Below are 17706 nucleotides of genomic sequence, written 5' to 3'. Positions count from 1 at the left end.
ATGATTGATTTAGCGCTTCTCTTCTCGGTCATTAAGCTAAATCGAACCCTTTTATTTAGACTCAAATCCTTTGGCCGCTGAGGCTGGCCTTCATACTGCCATACCCACACCAGCTGTCTCTTTGTCGTGGATTTGCGTTAATCCACTCATGCGCATGCACCGCCATATTGTTCATTAACCGATGAGTTTCAAACTGACTAGGGTGCAGGGATGTGGCCATGTTAACCAAATATCGCTTTGTGGATTACATTTGTAATTTAATGTTGTATGGATTACGATTGTAATTTCAGGCAGCAACTTTTGCTGTTGGTTGTATATAGTTTCTGTTTTGGAGTGTTTATTGAATGATTAAAAGAATAATATTTGGCGGTAGTTGTTTATTTGTTAGCAGTGTTTTCGCACAAGAAAAAAATGATTATCAGGAAATGCTGCAATGTCATGCTGATGCTGATAAACCTGGGGTTGCGGTGTGGCTTGAACAATCCAACAAGCTTGTTTTCAGCGATGCTATTGGTCTGGCGAATATAGAGACGCGTCAGTCATTAGAAACGGCTCAAGTGTTTCAAATTGGATCGGCCAGTAAACAATTTACTGCGGCAGCGGTATTGCAACTTATCGAACGCGATAAACTTTCTTTGCAGAGTACACTTGGTGAATTTATTCCTAGTCTTCCTGCTGCATACTCGTCGGTGACGATCGAAAGCGTGTTAAGCCATACCTCTGGCTTACCGAATTACAACTCGGACGCTGCTATTCGAGCTGAATGGGACAGCAGCGCTTCACTTGAGCAAGTGATTACGACAATCAGCCAAATGCCTGTCGCTAATACGCAAGGTGAGCATTACCAATACTCAAACACCGGCTATGTATTATTGGGCAAGGTCATCGAAGTGGTATCGGGAATGTCATTCGCCGATCATATGAAAAAATATATCTTTTCCCCGCTACAAATGAATAGCTCTTTTGTGATTGAAAAAGGTTTCTCGTCGGGTCAGGTCACAGGCTACAGTGAAGCAAAGGGGGGCGCTAACCAGTTTATTAAACCTATGAAAGTAGACCGAAGCTGGATACATGCCTCTGGCGCTATCGCGTCTACGCTTGAGGATATGAGTCGTTGGCATAGAGCGATAACAACAGGACAGGTTGTATCAGTCAAAAACTTTAAACGAATGACAACTAAAGCTAAGTTAAACTCCGGTGAAGAAATAAACTATGGCTTCGGCTTTGATATTTATCCGATCCGTGACCAGCACTCAATAAGCCACCAAGGCTGGGTTCCTGGCTTTATGACATGGTCTATTCACTTTCCTGAAAGTGACCTTTATGGGGTGGCGTTTAGTAATAATGATACCGTTCACCCTGGACAGGTTTTGTTAGATATGATCGCTCGGAAAATTCAACTCTCTCCACGTCCTATAAACGACGTTAACATTGCAGAGTATTCCAAGGAGTTAACTGGCACCTATTTAACTCAGGATCACAAGAAGATGGTGATCTTCCCAGAGAACGATGCTTTATTTTCGCGTGTGGATGGTGGAAAAAAACGCGCACTAATTCTTCGTGAAGATAATTCGTTTTCTTATGAATGCACCGAGAATTACTTTCAGTTTAATGTGAATAATGGAAAAGCAGCGCTTACCCCCGTTGATATATATCGAGGTAAACAGCCACCACTTCAGAAAGTTGATATCTAGCAATTAAACTGACAGAAAAGGTTGTTATTGGCACATCATAATCGCACAAGTCAGTTTTAAAGATACGGTGAGTGATTACGGTGTGCCAAAGTCATTGGCGCTACTTACGCTGAATCATAGGTTAGTAGCTGATCTCACAAGTATTTAAAACCGATATAAAGTAGAGATATATCAGACAAGCCTTTATTCCTTTTTATTCTTAACTATAAAAGTAGACATCAACAATGAATCGTAGATAATACTAATAATTATTATCATTTGAGGCTGTTATGCGTTCTATTGTTTCTAGTTTTATTATTTTAATGTGCTTGAGTGTGCACAGTACTGTCGTTGCTGCGACCACTCAAGTGAAAGTTATTTATCCTGAACAACAGCCGATGGCTAAAGCACTTGAATTAAGTGGCACCATCTCAGCAGCACAGGACGCCCACCTAGCCACTCTTGAGCAAGGTGTTGTTAAGACATTATTAGTTGAAGCTGGTGATCAGGTAAGGCAAGGACAACTATTATTAACGCTCGATAATAAGCTAGCACGGATAAGGCTGGCGCAATCACAAGCATCATTACAATCAGCGAAAGTCCAGACCCAAGAGTCGCAACGTCTATATGCAGAAACCGTTGAGTTAGCCAAAAAAGAAGTTATCGCTAATACGGCGTTAGCAGAGCGTAAGGCATCTTTAGCTAATCAGCAGGCTCTTTTAGCAGAAGCCGAAGCTGAACTAGCGCTACAGCAAGAGATCTTATCGCGTCATCAACTCAAAGCACCATTCGCCGGCATTATTGCTCAACGTAATGTCGATGTAGGTGAGTGGGTATCACCACAAGCTAATATTTTACAGTTAGTGTCTAATGAGTCTTTACGCTTAATCGTTGATGTGCCTCAGGAGTATGTTGCTTTAATGCAACGAGAAGCTGAGTTAAAAGTTGAAGTGAGATCCGATATTAACCCTAATAAAATCTTTTCTTTAGTATTATCCCAAGTGGTCGCCGTTTCTAATGATATTAGTCGTACAGTTAAGGCTCGTATCGACTTGCCTAAAAATAGCTTATTTATGCCAGGGATGTCAGCGAGAGCTCGCTTTTCTTTAAATTATCAGGGACAGTTGCCTGTTTCATTACCATTGAGTGCTCTTAAACGTCACCCTGATGGTAGCTTTAGTGTATTTGGTGTGCGAGGTAATACTGTTTTAAGACAGAAAGTAACTGTCATCGAGCGTTTGACTGATTCCGTCGTTGTCCAAGGGCTATCAAGCCAAATGGCTGTTATTGTGTCTGGTAATGAACTGCTAACTGATGGCATGACAGTTGATGTAGTCACAGAAAAAGGTACAAACTAATGTTCAAAGCGGTGATGAAAAACGGCACATTAGTTGCGGTTATTGTCTCAATTATTTGTATTTTAGGTGTGGTTGCTGCACTGAAAATACCTGTTCAAATGATTCCTGATTTAGAAGTGCGCTCGATTACCGTGAGGACGGGCTGGTCGGGAGCAACCCCTCAAGATATTGAGAAAGAAATACTGATCGAACAAGAGCGTTACTTGCGGAGCTTGCCCAATTTACAACGCATGATGTCTTATGCCGATATGGGGCGCGCGACCATCGAGCTGGAATTTCCTTTTGGCGTTGATGTCAGTGATGCTTTAATTAATGTCAATAATGCGCTGAGCCAAGTGCCTAATTACCCAGAAAATGTCGACCAGCCTCGGTTGTTCGCGAGTTCTTTCTCCAGTAATGCATTTATGTACTTTGCATTAAAACCTTTATCCGGTAACCCGTTACAACTGGATGTCGATTTAATTCGTGATTATGCCGAAGATTATATCCGCCCAAGAATGGAGAGTGTTGCTGGTGTATCAGAAGTTGGAGTTAGTGGCGGCGCGGCTAGGCAGATCCAAATTAAAGTAGACCCATCACGTTTAGCACAACGAGGTATCAGTCTAAGTCAGGTGCGGGCTGCCGTTCGCAATCGGAATAAAGATGCATCGGCGGGTGATATTGAAAGTGGCAAAGAGCGTTATCTGATCCGGATGGTCGGACGTTTTGAGCAGTTAAACGAGCTTGAAGATCTCATTATCATGCGTCAAGGTGATGCGAATATTCGATTGAAAGATGTCGCTGTGGTTGAGCTTGATCATTTTGAGACAAGGGGGCTGTCATATTTAGATGGTGAACGAACACTCAGTTTGTCAGTGCGACGTGAAAACGGGTCCAATGTTCTTGCGATCAAAGAGAGCATGTTGGAAATCGTTGAACAGATTAATCAGGACTTATTGCAGCATAACGGGTTAGAGCTGAAGCTAACCAGCGATGATGTTAAGTATGTGAAGAGCTCGCTTGGCAACGTATGGTTTAACCTTGCACTAGGGGCGCTTTTAGCGACCCTAGTGATGTATTTTTTCTTGCGGTCTTCTCGGGCAACCGTTATTGGGATTTTAGGAATCCCAATGTGTACCATTGCCGCATTCTTAGGCTTGATGCTGTTTGACCGTACCATTAATGTGATCTCATTAGCTGGGGTCGCGTTTGCTATTGGCATGACCGTGGATAACTCGATAGTGGTGCTTGAAAGTATTATGCAGGCGAAGCAGCGCGGGTTAGACAAATTTAAAGCGTCTGTTGAGGGGGTTACAGAAGTTTGGCCAGCAGTGCTCGCTTCAACTGCGACCACGGTGTTAGTGTTTGCACCTATTTTATTTGTTCAGCAAGAAGCAGGGCAGCTATATTCTGATATTGCCATTGCAATTTCTGCGGCAATTATCGCATCGATGCTGGTGGCTATCTTTGTCGTGCCAGTGGCACTAGCGCACATCTCAGGTTCACAAGTTAGCTACACACAGCAAATTCAGCTGTCTTCAGCTTGGTTATCTTTTGTTAACTTCTTTATTAAGGGGAAACAACGAGCGATAACCACGGTTGTGTCATTTTCTGTAGTGATTATGAGTGCTGCCTATCTATTGATGCCAGCGGCAGAGTATTTACCGGAAGGGGAAGAGCCAAAAGCATTCTCGATGATGATCGCCCCACCAGGCTATAACCTCAGTGAGATGAAAGTGATTGGGCAAGAGCTACGCGACTATTTTGATAAGCATGTCCAAGCTGAACCAACTGATTTTGAACAAAAGAAAACGGACTTACCGCCATTAGCATATTATTCGATGTCAGTTTCTGCTGGGCGAATCTGGCTGCTAAGCGCGCCTGTTGAGCATCAGCACATTCAAGTAATGATGGATGCAATCACGGCTAAATTTAGAAGTTATGATCAAATGCGCGCGTTTTCTTCACGCGGCTCGATTATTTCTAGTAACGATGGCGGTACACGAGCTGTAGCCATTGATATTGCGGGTCCAAATATCGTTGAATTATATCAAGCGGCAGAAGCAGTCTATGCTCAAGCCGAAAAAGTGTTTGATAACCCTCAAATAAACTCCGAGCCCCGTTCACTTAGCCTTAATCAACCTATTATTGAGATTAAGCCACGTTGGGCTCGTTTAGCTGAGTTGGGGTTAGATAGTCGTGAGCTTGGTTATGCCATTTCGGCGCTGAGCGATGGGGCTTATGTTGATGAGTTTATCTTAGGTGATGATAAAGTCGATATCTTTATGTTTAGTAATGCGGGAAATAAGCAAAGTATTGACCAACTGGCCACGGCAGCGATATTAACGCCGTCAGGCAAGGTCATGCCTTTAAATGCGTTAACAGACCTTAATGTTACAAAAAGCAGCAACAGTCTACGCCGCGTTGATGGTAACCGCACCGTGACCGTTTATATCATTCCTCCGCGTGAAACGGCTTTAGAAACCGCAGAGCACTTAGTTCGCACCGAGCTATTACCGACGCTGTGGCAACAAGGGAGAATTGCACAAGGGATTAACGTCTCAATCAGTGGTGCTGCCGATCAGTTAGAAGCGACTAAAGAGTCTTTGTCAAATAACTTCGTGATTTCTATCGTACTGAGTTATTTACTACTGGTAGCTATCTTTACCCATTGGCGCTATCCACTGTTTATCTTAGCTACGGTACCGTTAGGCATGGCTGGCGGTTTATTAGGGTTGGTTGGAGTCAATGGCTTGAATAGTTTATTGAGTCACTTAGGGATGGCTCCTTTCCATCAACCGTTTGATATGATTACCATGTTAGGCTTTTTAATTCTGCTAGGCACAGTGGTCAATAACCCGATACTCATTGTCGATCAAACTCGTCGAAATATGATGGAGCGGGGCGCACGAGTGAGCGATGCGGTTAAAGCGGCGGTGGAAAAACGTTTGATGCCTATCTTAATGTCAACAGCCACTACTATCTTTGGCCTCGCACCGTTGGTCTTTATCCCTGGTGATGGTACGGAGTTATATCGCGGGGTTGGTATTATCGTGCTATGTGGCATCTTAGTCTCGACATTGCTCACGCTAACATTTTTGCCAGCCTTACTGGTGAGTGTTATGCGCGATATACAAAAGGAGCAACGCTCGCATTAGTCATAGTTGGCAGTTTCAGCCGTCTAGTAATAAGGCTGGTCACGTAAAAAGGCACCGTTGATACGGTGCCTTTAGCGTATTGGTAGCGCTTGATAGCTTAGGAAGTGTTTGTTTATTGAGCTGTTAAACTTTATTTTGAACCCAAAAGTATCTTTGTGCGTATATAGTTAAGAAAAATAAGAAAACAGGTTGGACTATGAATAACAATGCCATTATCACCATCACGAATTTGCGACTAAGAACTTTTATTGGCTTTAATGAAGAAGAAAAAAGCAAGCAGCAAGATATTATTATCAATGCTGAAGTTCACTATCCAGTCAATCAAATGTGTTTAAATGATAGTGTGGAAAATGCCTTAAATTATAAAATGATATGTAAGGCGATAATCAGCCATGTTGAGAATGGTAACTTTTTATTGCTAGAACGATTAACCAGTGATGTTTTAGGCTTGTGCGCCGATCATCCATCGGTCAATTTTGCAAAAGTGACCATTGATAAACCTCACGCATTAAGGTTTGCAGATTCTGTTTCCTTAACGTTGTGTTACCAAGCTGAATCAGGAGATAGAGCATGATAAACGATGAAGCAAAACGCGTACGCGATATATTAATTGAAAGGGGACTTGAAACGCCACTAATAACAACTGGCATGTCACCAGAAGAGAAGTATAGTCGAATTAAAGGCTTAATGACCGAAGTGGTTAGTACCCTAGGGCTTGATCTTAATGATGATAGCTTAGCCGAAACTCCTCATCGTATTGCTAAAATGTATGTTCACGAAATATTCTCTGGCTTGAACTATGATAATTTCCCGTCAATCAGTGTCATCGAAAATAAAATGGCGGTTGATGAAATGGTTAAGGTGTCTGATATCAGCCTAACCTCAACCTGTGAGCATCATTTTGTGACGATTGATGGATTAGCGCAAGTGGCTTATATTCCAAAGGATAAAATCCTTGGCTTGTCTAAAATTAATCGTTTAGTGCGTTTTTTTGCACAACGACCACAGGTACAAGAACGGTTAACTCAACAAATCTTAGTGGCTGTGCAAACGCTCACTGAGACCGACAATGTTGCCGTATCAATTAATGCCACCCATTATTGTGTTAAGTCACGTGGGGTCATGGATGTAAATTCTACCACCTCAACCACGGCATTGGGTGGCATATTTAAAACCAATCCACAAACCCGCGCTGAGTTTCTAAGGTGAGTCAAACGATACTAATAACTGGTATTGGTAAACGATTAGGACTTGCTTTAGCAACACATTTTTTGGCGCAAGGCTATCATGTTGTGGGTACGTACCGGACGACATATCCAGCACTTGATGGGTTGAAAAGCCAAGCTGCAGACTTATATCAAGTCGATTTTTACCAGCAGGCGCAAGTTGATGAGTTTGTCGCGTTGATTAAGCATCAATATAGTTCGCTTCGAGCCATTATTCATAATGCGTCAGACTGGCTGCCGGATAACTCTCATGACAGTTCATCGGAGTATAGTTCTGCGCAGGTTATGCTAAAGATGATGACTATTCATGCCAGCATCCCTTATCAAATTAACTTGGCCTGTCAGGGACTATTAAAAAATACCCATAATGAGGCGGGGAACTTCGCTGATATCATCCATTTAAGTGATTATGTTGCTGAAAAAGGCAGTAAAAAGCATATTGCGTACGCAGCCAGTAAGACGGCGATGAACAGTTTAACGTTATCGTTTTCAGCACTGCTAGCCCCAGAGGTAAAGGTAAATTCTATTTCTCCTGCGTTAATCAAGTTTAATGAACATGATGATAACGCTTACAAAGCTAAGGCGATTAACAAGGCACTCTTGGCTAAAGAAGCTGGTTACGAAGAGATTATTCGAGCGATTGAATTCATTCTATCTAGCGAGTATATGACTGGAAGAAATATGCAGTTAGATGGTGGTCGTCATTTAAAGTAATAAGTTAAAAAATGTCACCATTCACTTAAAACATGAGCCTTGCTCCCCCTTCGAGCTAAGGGGGAGCAAGGGCTGCTACTAAGTAAGCTCTGGAGTTAGTAGTAAGTCAATTCTGTCACTTTCCCCCAAAAGACCCGATAGGAAAAGATGGTGTAACCAATGATTGTAGGAATAACGATGATTGCGCCCCAGAGGATGAAGTTAAGCGCTTCTGGCGCTGCTACTGCCTGCCAAATGGTCAACTGCCCGGGCACGATATACGGGAAGAAACTAATCGCTAACCCCGAAAAACATAAGGTAAAAATAGCGACTGTAATGACAAACGGCTGCCAACAATGGTCATCGTGTGTTAACTCACTCAGCTGTTTTATTTTCCTAAACCCAATCACAAAGAGTGCAAAGCATAAAATAGGCAAGGGTAAGATCAGCCATGCATTGTCATTACTCAGCCACGTCTTAAATACATCTGGATTCACCAATGGGTTAATGAATGAAACCGCTACCACACCAATAAAGCAGCCGATGAGTGACTTTTTAGTCCAGTTTATTGCCTTTCGTTGTAAGGTATGTTCCGTTTTCATCACTAACCATGCCGCGCCAATCAAACAATAAGCAGCGGTAACGCCAAGGGCACTGAGTAGGCTAAATAGTACAGCGGCGACAGACTGCTCAAAGCCCATAATGTACATACCGAGCATATACCCCTGGCTGAGTGCAGCCAGTAAAGAACCTAGCTTAAACATTAAATTCCATGTCGGCTTATGGCTAAATGGCGCTTTAACTCTGAAGTCGAACGCTATTCCACGCATAATTAAACTAATTAACAGTAATAAGGTTGGTAGATAAAGTGCTTTGAACACAATGCTGTGTGCTAATGGGAAAGCTATAAGTAATAAACCTACCGCCATGACTAGCCATGTTTCGTTTGCATCCCAAAAAGGGCCGATAGAAGCAATCATCGAATCACATTCGCTATCATTTTTCAGTGGCAATAACATTCCAACGCCTAGGTCATAACCATCTAGAATGGCATATAACAGCACCGAAAGCCCCATTAAACCAACGAAAACAACGGCGAGAGTAGTTTGTTCAAACATGATGGAGCTCCTGTGTGTTAGTTGCGGCTGTTGGCTCGGCATCAAAATCTTCAATCTCGATGGCACGTTTAGCCATGGTGAATAAAGTATGTAAGTAAGCCGCCATTACAATGACATAAATGATCAGGTAAAGGGCAAGAGAAAACGCGACATTGCCCGCCGCAATATCTGTAGCGGCTTCTTTGACGGTTAAAACGCCAGTGACTAGCCAAGGTTGGCGGCCTATTTCGGTGACATACCAACCGGCCAGTGTGGCTATCCAGCCTGAAAACGTCATGGCAACAATCGCTTTTAACAGCCAAGGTGATAAGGTCTTTTGACGCCATAACTTGATACCCGCGAGCCATGAAATAAGCAGCATCAATACCCCGATACCAATCATGATCCTAAATGCGTAAAATACTGGAGCCACGGGCGGGTGATTACCTTCAAACTCGTTGAGCCCTTTTATTTCGCCATTGATGTCATGGGTTAAAATTAAACTCGCTATGCCCGGTAAACCCAGTTCAAAATGGTTGGTTCTCTTCTCTTCATCGACGATAGCAAACAGTAATAATGGAGCGGATTTCTCGGTATGCCAGACACCTTCCATCGCAGCAATTTTTTGTGGCTGATGCTCTAGGGTGTTTAAACCATGTAAATCACCAACGAATGCTTGTAATGGTGTGAGTAACATCGCGACAGTTAGACTTATTTTTAGTGTTAGCTTCGGTGCGCGTTTGTCGTCGCCTTTAAGTAAGCGATAAGCACTGACTCCGGCAATTAAAAACGCAGCGGTGAGACCGGAAGCAATTAACATGTGGCTTAACCGATAGGGAAATGAAGGGTTAAAGATAATGTCTAACCAATCAACGGGAAAGGCAACACCATCGCGCATTTCAAACCCTGTAGGGGTTTGCATCCAAGAGTTCAGCGCCAATATCCAAAAAGCTGACAGACTAGTGCCTATAGCGACGATAATCGTGGATAAGGTATGAATTTTAGGGGGAACACGCTTAATTCCAAATAGCATGATCCCTAGAAAAGAGGCCTCTAAGAAAAAGGCGGTCAGTACTTCATAACCTAATAATGGACCCGCAATGTTCCCCACTTTCTCCATAAATCCGGGCCAATTAGTGCCGAACTGGAATGACATAGTGATGCCCGTAACAACGCCAATAGCAAAAGTCAGCGCAAATATTTTGACCCAGAAGCGATAGGCTCGCATCCAAACCGGGTGTTGGGTTTGGTCGAATCTGATTTTAAAATAAACTAAAAACCAGCTTAGGGCGATGGTAATAGTAGGGAATAAAATATGAAAGCTAATATTCGCTGCAAACTGTATTCTGGAGAGCATTAATGTTTCTAACATAACTATACCTTTGAGGGGGGGGGTGATACACCAATAACCACAGCCCTTGACATGTTAACTAATAGACACTTTATTTGTTGTTACTCAGTAATTTGGACTTCATGTCGATGACTTTACTGACACCGGCACCAAGCTTCATGAGTGTGGTTAGATTGTCTGGATTCATCGATTGTAGTTCGCCAGCCCAATGAGTTACTGTCTCAAGTAAGTCGTGGATCTCATGCATCTGCTGGTGGGCATAAACTTCTTTATCGTTAGTCGGCTCGTCTAACAAATTGTCGCGCAATAGGCTTAAGGTTGGGTCGACTTCACGCTTACGACGTTCTTCGAAAACACGAGTTGCCATTTCCCAAATACTGCCAGCAGGCGAATAATACTCTTTGCGGTCTTTGGGTTTATGATGCACCGAAACTAGGCGCCATGATTGCAGCTCTTTTATGCCCATGCTGACATTGCCGCGTGAAATGTTGAGGGCTTCGGCAATTTCAACGGCACTTAGTGCTTGTTCGTGAATAATAAGTAAACCGTACATTTGGCCTACGGTGCGGTTAAACCCCCAACGACTGCCCATTTCGCCACAGTGCATGACGAAGGACTCTATTTTTGCTGTCATAATCATAATTCGACCTTTCTGAAGTTTCAGTAATTTCTGAAACTATACGCCGAAATTGATTTTGATCAATAAAAATATTTAAATTATTTAATTTGGTATTTTTACCTTGCATTTTAAAGATGGATGTTGAGCGAAGGCGTGGAGGCTCGAAGAGGTGCTGACTGAAGCAAATTGGAGGATCGGTTTCTGTTTTGGATAACTGCATTATCCCGAGCAAACTAAGATAGATATTACTCTTATGTCGGACTTGATTGTGCCGGATTTTAGAATATTAACTTACTAATTATACGCATAAACAATTGAAGTTGATTAACGGTATTGGTTTGATTTAAAGTATGCCGAAATTGGTTATAGCGAATTTTATGTTCGTCGCTTTAGCTGCTAATGGAAGTAAGTAATATTCAACAAGGATAAAAAATGCAAAGAGTGATGTTAATCATATTAGCGTTAGTGATGCTTAGTGGTTGTGCTAGTACTATCAAATCGACTCGTATGGTTGTTGGTAGTGAGTTACCTCAAGAGCATGGTGTTGTGGCTGTTAAAGTCGTTAGTAATACCAATCAGCTTGCCCCACTACACCCTCGATGGACTGAGGTAATCGCTTTTCGTTTAGATAACGCTGAGCAATTAAAGCAAGCGGCGATAGATAAAGCTAAAGCGCATGCTAAAAGTAAAGGAAGAAATTTTTACGAAGATAAAGTGGAGTGGAAACACGATATTTATTCATTAAGAGCCTTGTCAGAAGGAGTCATCGATAGCCAGGTCTTTGTAGGGAGTATGCCAGCAGGCGAGTATATTATTGGTTCACTCCATAGCTTTTATACCGATGGCAATATGAGTTCATGGATCACTATGCCAGTGAACATCTCTGCGGGTAAGTTTAATGTAAAACAAAATAACCTTTCTGATTTAGGTACTGTTGTTTTTCAGCCGTTATTAAGTATTAAAGAGCCATCATTTTGGAATAATCGTTCTGAACAAAAAGCCTATGTTACGCGTATGCCTAGCAAAAAAAGTTTACAAAGTTTTGTTACGACACATTACCCTAAGTTAGCTAAAAAACTCGATCTTTCTAGCATTATTACTTGGCAGCAAGATGATCTTGGGGATTTCCGCTCGCAATTGAGTCAATTATCCCGTGAAAATGCGTATGCAGATCAAACCGCTCATATTAGTGGTGGCCTTTCTAAAGCATTACTCGCAAAGTTTGGTCAGTTGAAGTTATTGGATGAAAACCAACAGTGGGAACATCACGATGTTCCAACTAATAGCCGCCTTTCATCTGCGCTACGTATAGACGATATGTTAATAGTGGGCAGTGAGCTAGGCGCTATATTTATCAAAAACGATAGTAGTAAGCACTGGCAGGAACTTTCTCCAATATCGGCTAAAGAAGCTGTTATGTGGTTTGGTAAGATTGGTAACTCGATTTATGCGTTAACAAGTTCGCGTCAAAACTATTTTGTTTATGATGTGAAGGATATAAGAACTAATTGGCAAAAAGTCGGTACATTTAAGCGTAAGGAACGTTCAGGGTTCTTTGTCCAAAATGGTGGGCTTTACCCTGTTGTTACCGGAAATAATGTATTACGGATAATCAACGATAATGAAAAGTTTGATTTTGACACGATCACCAATACATGGAAAAAATCTAAATCAGAGTCATTGGCGAGCATGCTGCAACTTAAGGATGGGACATTAGTGGGCCTTGAAGTTAGTCAGTGGGACGGTATTGGAAAGCAAACTGTCAGTTTTGATGACGGTGATACATGGTTAAGTTTGAGCCGAAAGTTAAAAACATGGGGCGATCGTAAACCTGATGCAAGCTTACCTGTGGTGCTAGACGGAAATACCATTGTTTCTTTGGGGCGTAGTCGAGATAAGTCGAATAAAGACCTAATACTTATTAGTAAAGATAAGACAAAAACTAATAAAAAATACTATTGGAAGGAGCATGGTAAGGTGAAGGAAGGTTGCTATTCTATGCTTCCTAACCTTTCTCAAGGCTCGATGCTATTTTTCCTCTGTGACCAAGGCGAGATTGTTAGCACCAATGACTTAGGCAAGACATGGAAACTTGAGTTAGATATTAATATTGCTGAGATGCAAAAAGAATATGAAGCACTGCTAGCTGCTTTGAAAGAGCAAGAAAAAGAGAAAGAGAAAGAGAAAAAGCAAGAGCAAAGCGGGTCTGAAGCCTAACTTTTGCTTGGTAACTTTATCACATAGCATCGAATTTACTGATGCTGTGTGATATTACGTAAGGGTAACAAACTTTTATCTAACCGAAAACACAACTCAAGTTTAAATCCTTGATGCCGTTATCGATGTTAGCGGTTTACTTCAGTAATATATCATCGTTAATTAGCTTCATCTATCTATGTATCGTGTGATTGCTCACCACAAATTTCCCCTTTAAATGAAGAGTTGATTGGGTCAGCCTTTTAGCCGATAAGCACTGATATCGTTTCTATTATCTAATCAATCCATGCTCAGCAGTATAAGTGACTAGCGAATGGGGTTGTTATGTTATAACATAATGGTTATGGCGTTTACCAAAGTGTCGGTAGTGAGCCGTTTATATATAGAGAGATAGTAGTATGAGTGCAGTTGCAGCGATGCTTGAAAATGAACCTTTAAAAGAGTTAACCCGCCGTCCGGTGACGGGCGATAGCCCTGAAGTGCTTACCGAAATTTATCAAGAAGAAACAAATATCGCGATATGGCAGCGCACATTTTCCAGTGAGCTAACTGTTGCTGTTGATGAATTTATTCGCTCAACGACGCGTAAAAAGACAGTCTTGGCTGTCACACCTGAAAATACTCGAGATGAACTTTGTAAAGCCTTTGGCGCAACTGAAGCTGTTGAAGCACTGAGTGAAGATGTCGCGTTATTGGTTGAGATGTTTTGCGCATTGTTTGGACTAAAACGAGCAGGCTTAAGACTGACTGAACTCGATCGTGCAATGTGTCCTCGCTTTCATGTCGACCGAATACCTTGTCGCCTCATTACAACATATTCTGGGGTGGGGACGCAGTGGCTGGAGCATCATGAAGTTGATCGCACTAAGTTAGGGACTGGTAATGCTGGTATGTCAGATGAAACCTCGGGGTTGTTTTCAGATGAAAGTAAAGTGATGCAGCTTAACCATGGTGATGTCGCGCTAATGAAAGGCGAGTTATGGGATGACCATGAAGGAGCTGGACTAGTTCATCGTTCACCTACGTTAATCAATGGTGAGCGCCGTTTGATTGTAACGCTCGACTTCATCGCTGAATAATCAAAAGGAATAGATTAGTGAGAAAAGGACAAGAAATCACAGATAAGTTATCGATCAGTTTATCAGCGCTGTGCGTTGTTCATTGTTTAGCCTTACCTGTGTTATTGCTGTTATTACCGAGTTTAGAAGCGTTACAGCTACATAATGAAGCGGTACACATATGGTTATTGATCGCAGTTACGCCAATCAGTATTTATGCATTAATCAATGGGTGTAATAAACACAAACGCTATCAGTTGTTGACGGTGGGTACCTGTGGCTTATTAACGTTGATCCTAGCTGCGGTATTTGGTCATGATATTGCTGGTGAAGCCGGAGAGAAGGCGTTGACGGTGTTAGGTGCAGGTATTGTTATCGCTGCTCACTGGGGGAACTTTCGTCAGTGCCAAAAACATCGAGGGGCTAGTTGCTCTGAAAGCTCGAGTGAGCATCTTACCTCTGCTTTTGATTCAAAGTAATAAGTTGATTTAAGACTGCTTTGAGGAACGTTAAACTGCTAATAAGAGTTTTCATTTCAATCATCACAAAATACGTATGATTGCCCTTTAAATAAAGTGTAAGTTTGGCTGGCACAAATAGCGTAAGTGAGTCTCTCTCACTTTATGATGGGTAACCTCCAAAGTGCATGACCCTTCAGCGCAATTGATGTCAGCTTGTTTTTCGTGATGCTATCCCAGTGAGTTCGTTGTTTTTGACTGTGGAAGTTATTATATTAATAGGATTATTGAACTAAAACGGAAGGTTTTGAACTTATAGTTCAAAATAATTGATCAAATGGTTTCTCCGATTACTCTTGATGCGCTTAAAGTGCTTGATGCGATTGAACGTAAGAAAAGCTTTGCAGCTGCGGCCGACGAGTTATTTAAAGTACCGTCTGCCATTTCTTATACGGTGAATAAATTAGAAGACGACTTAGGTGTCGCGATTTTTGATCGAAGTAAGCGTAAAGCCGAGTTAACTGCCATCGGCCAAACCTTAGTTGAACAAGGGCGTGAAATTTTAAAGGCCACAGATGAACTCACGCACATGGCAAAACAATCGGCGAATGGTTGGGAGCTAGAGCTTCGTATTTGCATCGATAGTATTTTGCTATTTGAGCCTATTTATAGATTAATTGCTGAGTTTCAACAACTTCATCCATGGATTAATATTAAAGTCACGGAAGAGGTTTTTGGCGGAACTTGGGATGCGCTCAATGCTGACAATTGTGATTTGGTGATAGGGGCAACAGGGGAGCCATATAGCAAGGGGTTTTCCATTGTCGGTTTGGGGCAAACAGATTTCGTTTTTACAGTGTCAAAAAATCACCCATTGACTCAAGCTCCTCAGCCATTATCCAATGAGTCGATAAAGGCATTCCCCTCGGTAGTAGTTGCTGATAGTTCAAGGAATTTGCCTGCTAGATCGGTAGGATTATTGGATGGGCAGTCTCGTCTTACGGTGCCCAGTGTCGAGAAAAAGATTGAAGCGCACCTTCTTGGTTTAGGTGTTGGTTCATTGCCACTTCATAGAATTAAAACGCTGTTAGCGAGTGGAGAATTGGTTGTACTCACATTGGCTGAAAGTGAAAGCAGGCTAACAAATGTATCGATGGCTTGGCGTAAAGGAAATGAAGGTAAAGCACTAGCTTGGTTTGTGGATAAAGTCCAAGAGATGAAAGGTGAGTTGCTTTAAGTGAGCCTAATGGGTCGGCTCACTATTATATCGGGCGATTAAATAAATGCCGCTTTATTATTAGTAACAAACTCTTGCAGTGTGGTTAGAGGTCGGCCTAAAAGCTTCTCACCGTCCGGGCTTATAATAGCTGCTTGATCCGTTGCAAATACTTCAAATAATTCTAACATGCCTTGTGCTTGCCACTCTGCCCAGCCTGTTGATAGCAATGAATCCAGCGTTTGTTCCGTAGTCGGTGAAACGTAAGCGACCTCTTTGCCTGTAACATTAGTAAAAACTTTAGCCATGTCAGCACCGCTTAATAGCTCTGGTCCGGTTATGTTATACGCCTTATTGTCATGACCTGATGTGGTTAAGATGTTTGCTGCCATTTCACCGATATCTGCAACGTTAAGTGGTGCAAAGCGACCGTCACGCACGCCAAAGTATAATCCACCTTGCTTGATCCCATCAGCCCAGCCAAAGAAGTTTTCTTGGAAAAAGATAGTGCGTAGATGAGTATAATTTAGACCTGATTGCTCCAAGTATTTTTCACCCGCTCTAAACTGGCGAGAAAATAGAATAGACTCATATTCAGCACCAAACACAGAATAGAATAAAAACTGCTTAACCGTATTGGCCTTAACAGCAGCGTCAATGGCATTTTTAGCATGACCTTCACGATCTTCAATATTGCCCGGGATCATAAATACTTTAGTAACACCGCTATACGCTTCTGTTAATGTGTCTGGTTTATCTAGGTCAATTAGTACCGTTTCAATGGATGGGAATTTTTGTTTTAACTGGTTTGCTTTCTCCACGCTACGAACGGCTGCTCGGATAGTACTGTTGGTGTTTTGTTTATTCGTTAATGCTTCGATGGTTGCAACGCCATTATTACCCGCTGCGCCAATAATTAAGATAGTGTCATTGTTCATCATTTTTCTCCAAAGTTTCTTGATCATGTTTAAACCCTTAACGGTTAAGAACCACTGTGATTGATGCACTTTCATGCGATGGAAATATAATAGAGTGAAGTGTTCACAAACAATAACGGAACATTTTGACTGTTGAGTTCAATATATTTGAATTAATGCTAACTCTCTAATTTATTGACTTGCTACCTAACTTTCCATCTAATTTCGTGTAAAAATACTTTGGTTAGTTTCTCCATCGAGGTTTCACTTTGTATCAAGACGTAGCTGTAGATCACTTACCTAGTATTAGTTCAATTAATGAGTTATCAGGATTTAATTTATCGCCTGACATTATTTGGGTGTTTGACTTAGACCGGCATGGCTTTTGGTGGGGGGGTAATCACCCCATTATTAATGGAGTTCGGTCGTAGAATTTAAATTATTAGTTAATCTTCTTTTCTGAATGGGGGTTATTCCACCAATCCCCATATTAGGTCGTTCATTATTATAAGTCCATAACCACTGAGTGGCTCTGTCTTGTAATTGTTCAATATCTTCATAGATATAATGACTTAACCAGTCATATCTTACCGTGCGATTAAAGCGCTCGATATAAGCATTCTGTTGTGGATTACCAGGCTGAATAAAGACTAAAGTTATCTGATTGCTCTCAGCCCAATCAGCCA

General features: G+C 41.9%; 15 protein-coding genes. 10 read left to right on the top strand and 5 right to left on the bottom strand.

Annotated elements, in window-relative coordinates; genetic code table 11:
* The first annotated feature begins 344 nt into the window (after nt 1-344).
* From Q8W26_RS09440 to folM, 6 genes are all read left to right on the top strand, one after another.
* Nucleotides 345-1694, top strand: a complete 1350-nt coding sequence (locus Q8W26_RS09440) for a serine hydrolase (RefSeq protein WP_101215463.1) — start codon at nt 345-347, stop codon at nt 1692-1694.
* A gap of 269 nt (nt 1695-1963) precedes the next feature.
* Complete coding sequence (locus Q8W26_RS09435) at nt 1964-3031, top strand: efflux RND transporter periplasmic adaptor subunit (RefSeq protein WP_101215462.1); 1068 nt, start codon at nt 1964-1966, stop codon at nt 3029-3031.
* Nucleotides 3031-6168: an efflux RND transporter permease subunit gene (locus tag Q8W26_RS09430; RefSeq protein ID WP_101215461.1), complete on the top strand. Its 3138-nt coding sequence runs from the start codon at nt 3031-3033 to the stop codon at nt 6166-6168. The genes Q8W26_RS09435 and Q8W26_RS09430 overlap by 1 nt, the downstream gene beginning before the upstream one ends.
* 196 nt (nt 6169-6364) lie before the next feature.
* Entirely contained in the window at nt 6365-6742 is a 378-nt protein-coding gene (gene folX / locus Q8W26_RS09425; RefSeq protein ID WP_101215460.1) for a dihydroneopterin triphosphate 2'-epimerase, read from the top strand.
* Nucleotides 6739-7377 (top strand): GTP cyclohydrolase I FolE, encoded by a 639-nt coding sequence (gene folE / locus Q8W26_RS09420; RefSeq protein ID WP_101215459.1) that lies wholly within the window; start codon nt 6739-6741, stop codon nt 7375-7377. Before folX ends, folE begins: the two co-directional genes overlap by 4 nt.
* Nucleotides 7374-8108, top strand: coding sequence for a dihydromonapterin reductase (gene folM, locus Q8W26_RS09415; RefSeq protein ID WP_101215458.1), 735 nt, complete (start codon nt 7374-7376; stop codon nt 8106-8108). Before folE ends, folM begins: the two co-directional genes overlap by 4 nt.
* A 95-nt stretch (nt 8109-8203) precedes the next feature.
* On the opposite strand, the gene cydB is transcribed toward folM, so the two are convergent.
* The 3 genes from cydB to Q8W26_RS09400 all read right to left on the bottom strand — a co-directional run bounded on the left by cydB (nt 8204) and on the right by Q8W26_RS09400 (nt 11175).
* Nucleotides 8204-9205, bottom strand: a complete 1002-nt coding sequence (gene cydB, locus Q8W26_RS09410) for a cytochrome d ubiquinol oxidase subunit II (RefSeq protein ID WP_101215457.1) — start codon at nt 9203-9205, stop codon at nt 8204-8206.
* Nucleotides 9198-10556, bottom strand: coding sequence for a cytochrome ubiquinol oxidase subunit I (locus Q8W26_RS09405; protein WP_101215456.1), 1359 nt, complete (start codon nt 10554-10556; stop codon nt 9198-9200). Before Q8W26_RS09405 ends, cydB begins: the two co-directional genes overlap by 8 nt.
* Before the next feature lie 70 nt (nt 10557-10626).
* On the bottom strand, nt 10627-11175 hold the full coding sequence (locus tag Q8W26_RS09400) for a GbsR/MarR family transcriptional regulator (protein WP_101215455.1): 549 nt from the start codon (nt 11173-11175) through the stop codon (nt 10627-10629).
* Nucleotides 11176-11586: 411 nt separating this feature from the next.
* Here Q8W26_RS09400 and Q8W26_RS09395 point away from each other — a divergent pair, with 411 nt between their 5' ends.
* From Q8W26_RS09395 to Q8W26_RS09380, 4 genes are all read left to right on the top strand, one after another.
* Nucleotides 11587-13371, top strand: a complete 1785-nt coding sequence (locus Q8W26_RS09395; protein WP_101215454.1) for a hypothetical protein — start codon at nt 11587-11589, stop codon at nt 13369-13371.
* Between the two features lie 398 nt (nt 13372-13769).
* Nucleotides 13770-14450, top strand: coding sequence for a DUF1826 domain-containing protein (locus Q8W26_RS09390; protein WP_101215453.1), 681 nt, complete (start codon nt 13770-13772; stop codon nt 14448-14450).
* A gap of 17 nt (nt 14451-14467) precedes the next feature.
* Nucleotides 14468-14908 (top strand): MerC domain-containing protein, encoded by a 441-nt coding sequence (locus Q8W26_RS09385; protein ID WP_101215452.1) that lies wholly within the window; start codon nt 14468-14470, stop codon nt 14906-14908.
* Nucleotides 14909-15224: 316 nt separating this feature from the next.
* Entirely contained in the window at nt 15225-16124 is a 900-nt protein-coding gene (locus tag Q8W26_RS09380; RefSeq protein ID WP_101215451.1) for a LysR substrate-binding domain-containing protein, read from the top strand.
* Between the two features lie 38 nt (nt 16125-16162).
* Here Q8W26_RS09380 and Q8W26_RS09375 read toward each other — a convergent pair whose 3' ends face one another.
* Together Q8W26_RS09375 and Q8W26_RS09370 are read right to left on the bottom strand one after the other, a co-directional pair.
* Entirely contained in the window at nt 16163-17068 is a 906-nt protein-coding gene (locus Q8W26_RS09375) for an SDR family oxidoreductase (RefSeq protein ID WP_305473180.1), read from the bottom strand.
* 363 nt (nt 17069-17431) lie between these two features.
* Nucleotides 17432-17706, bottom strand: a 275-nt coding sequence (locus Q8W26_RS09370) for an integrase core domain-containing protein (RefSeq protein ID WP_305473178.1), incomplete at its 5' end; no start/stop codon positions are given.

Source organism: Psychrobium sp. 1_MG-2023 (assembly GCF_030689115.1).
GTDB lineage: Bacteria > Pseudomonadota > Gammaproteobacteria > Enterobacterales > Psychrobiaceae > Psychrobium.
The sequence above is the reverse complement of the archived record's forward strand: the minus strand, read 5'-3'. Positions and strand labels throughout refer to the sequence as shown.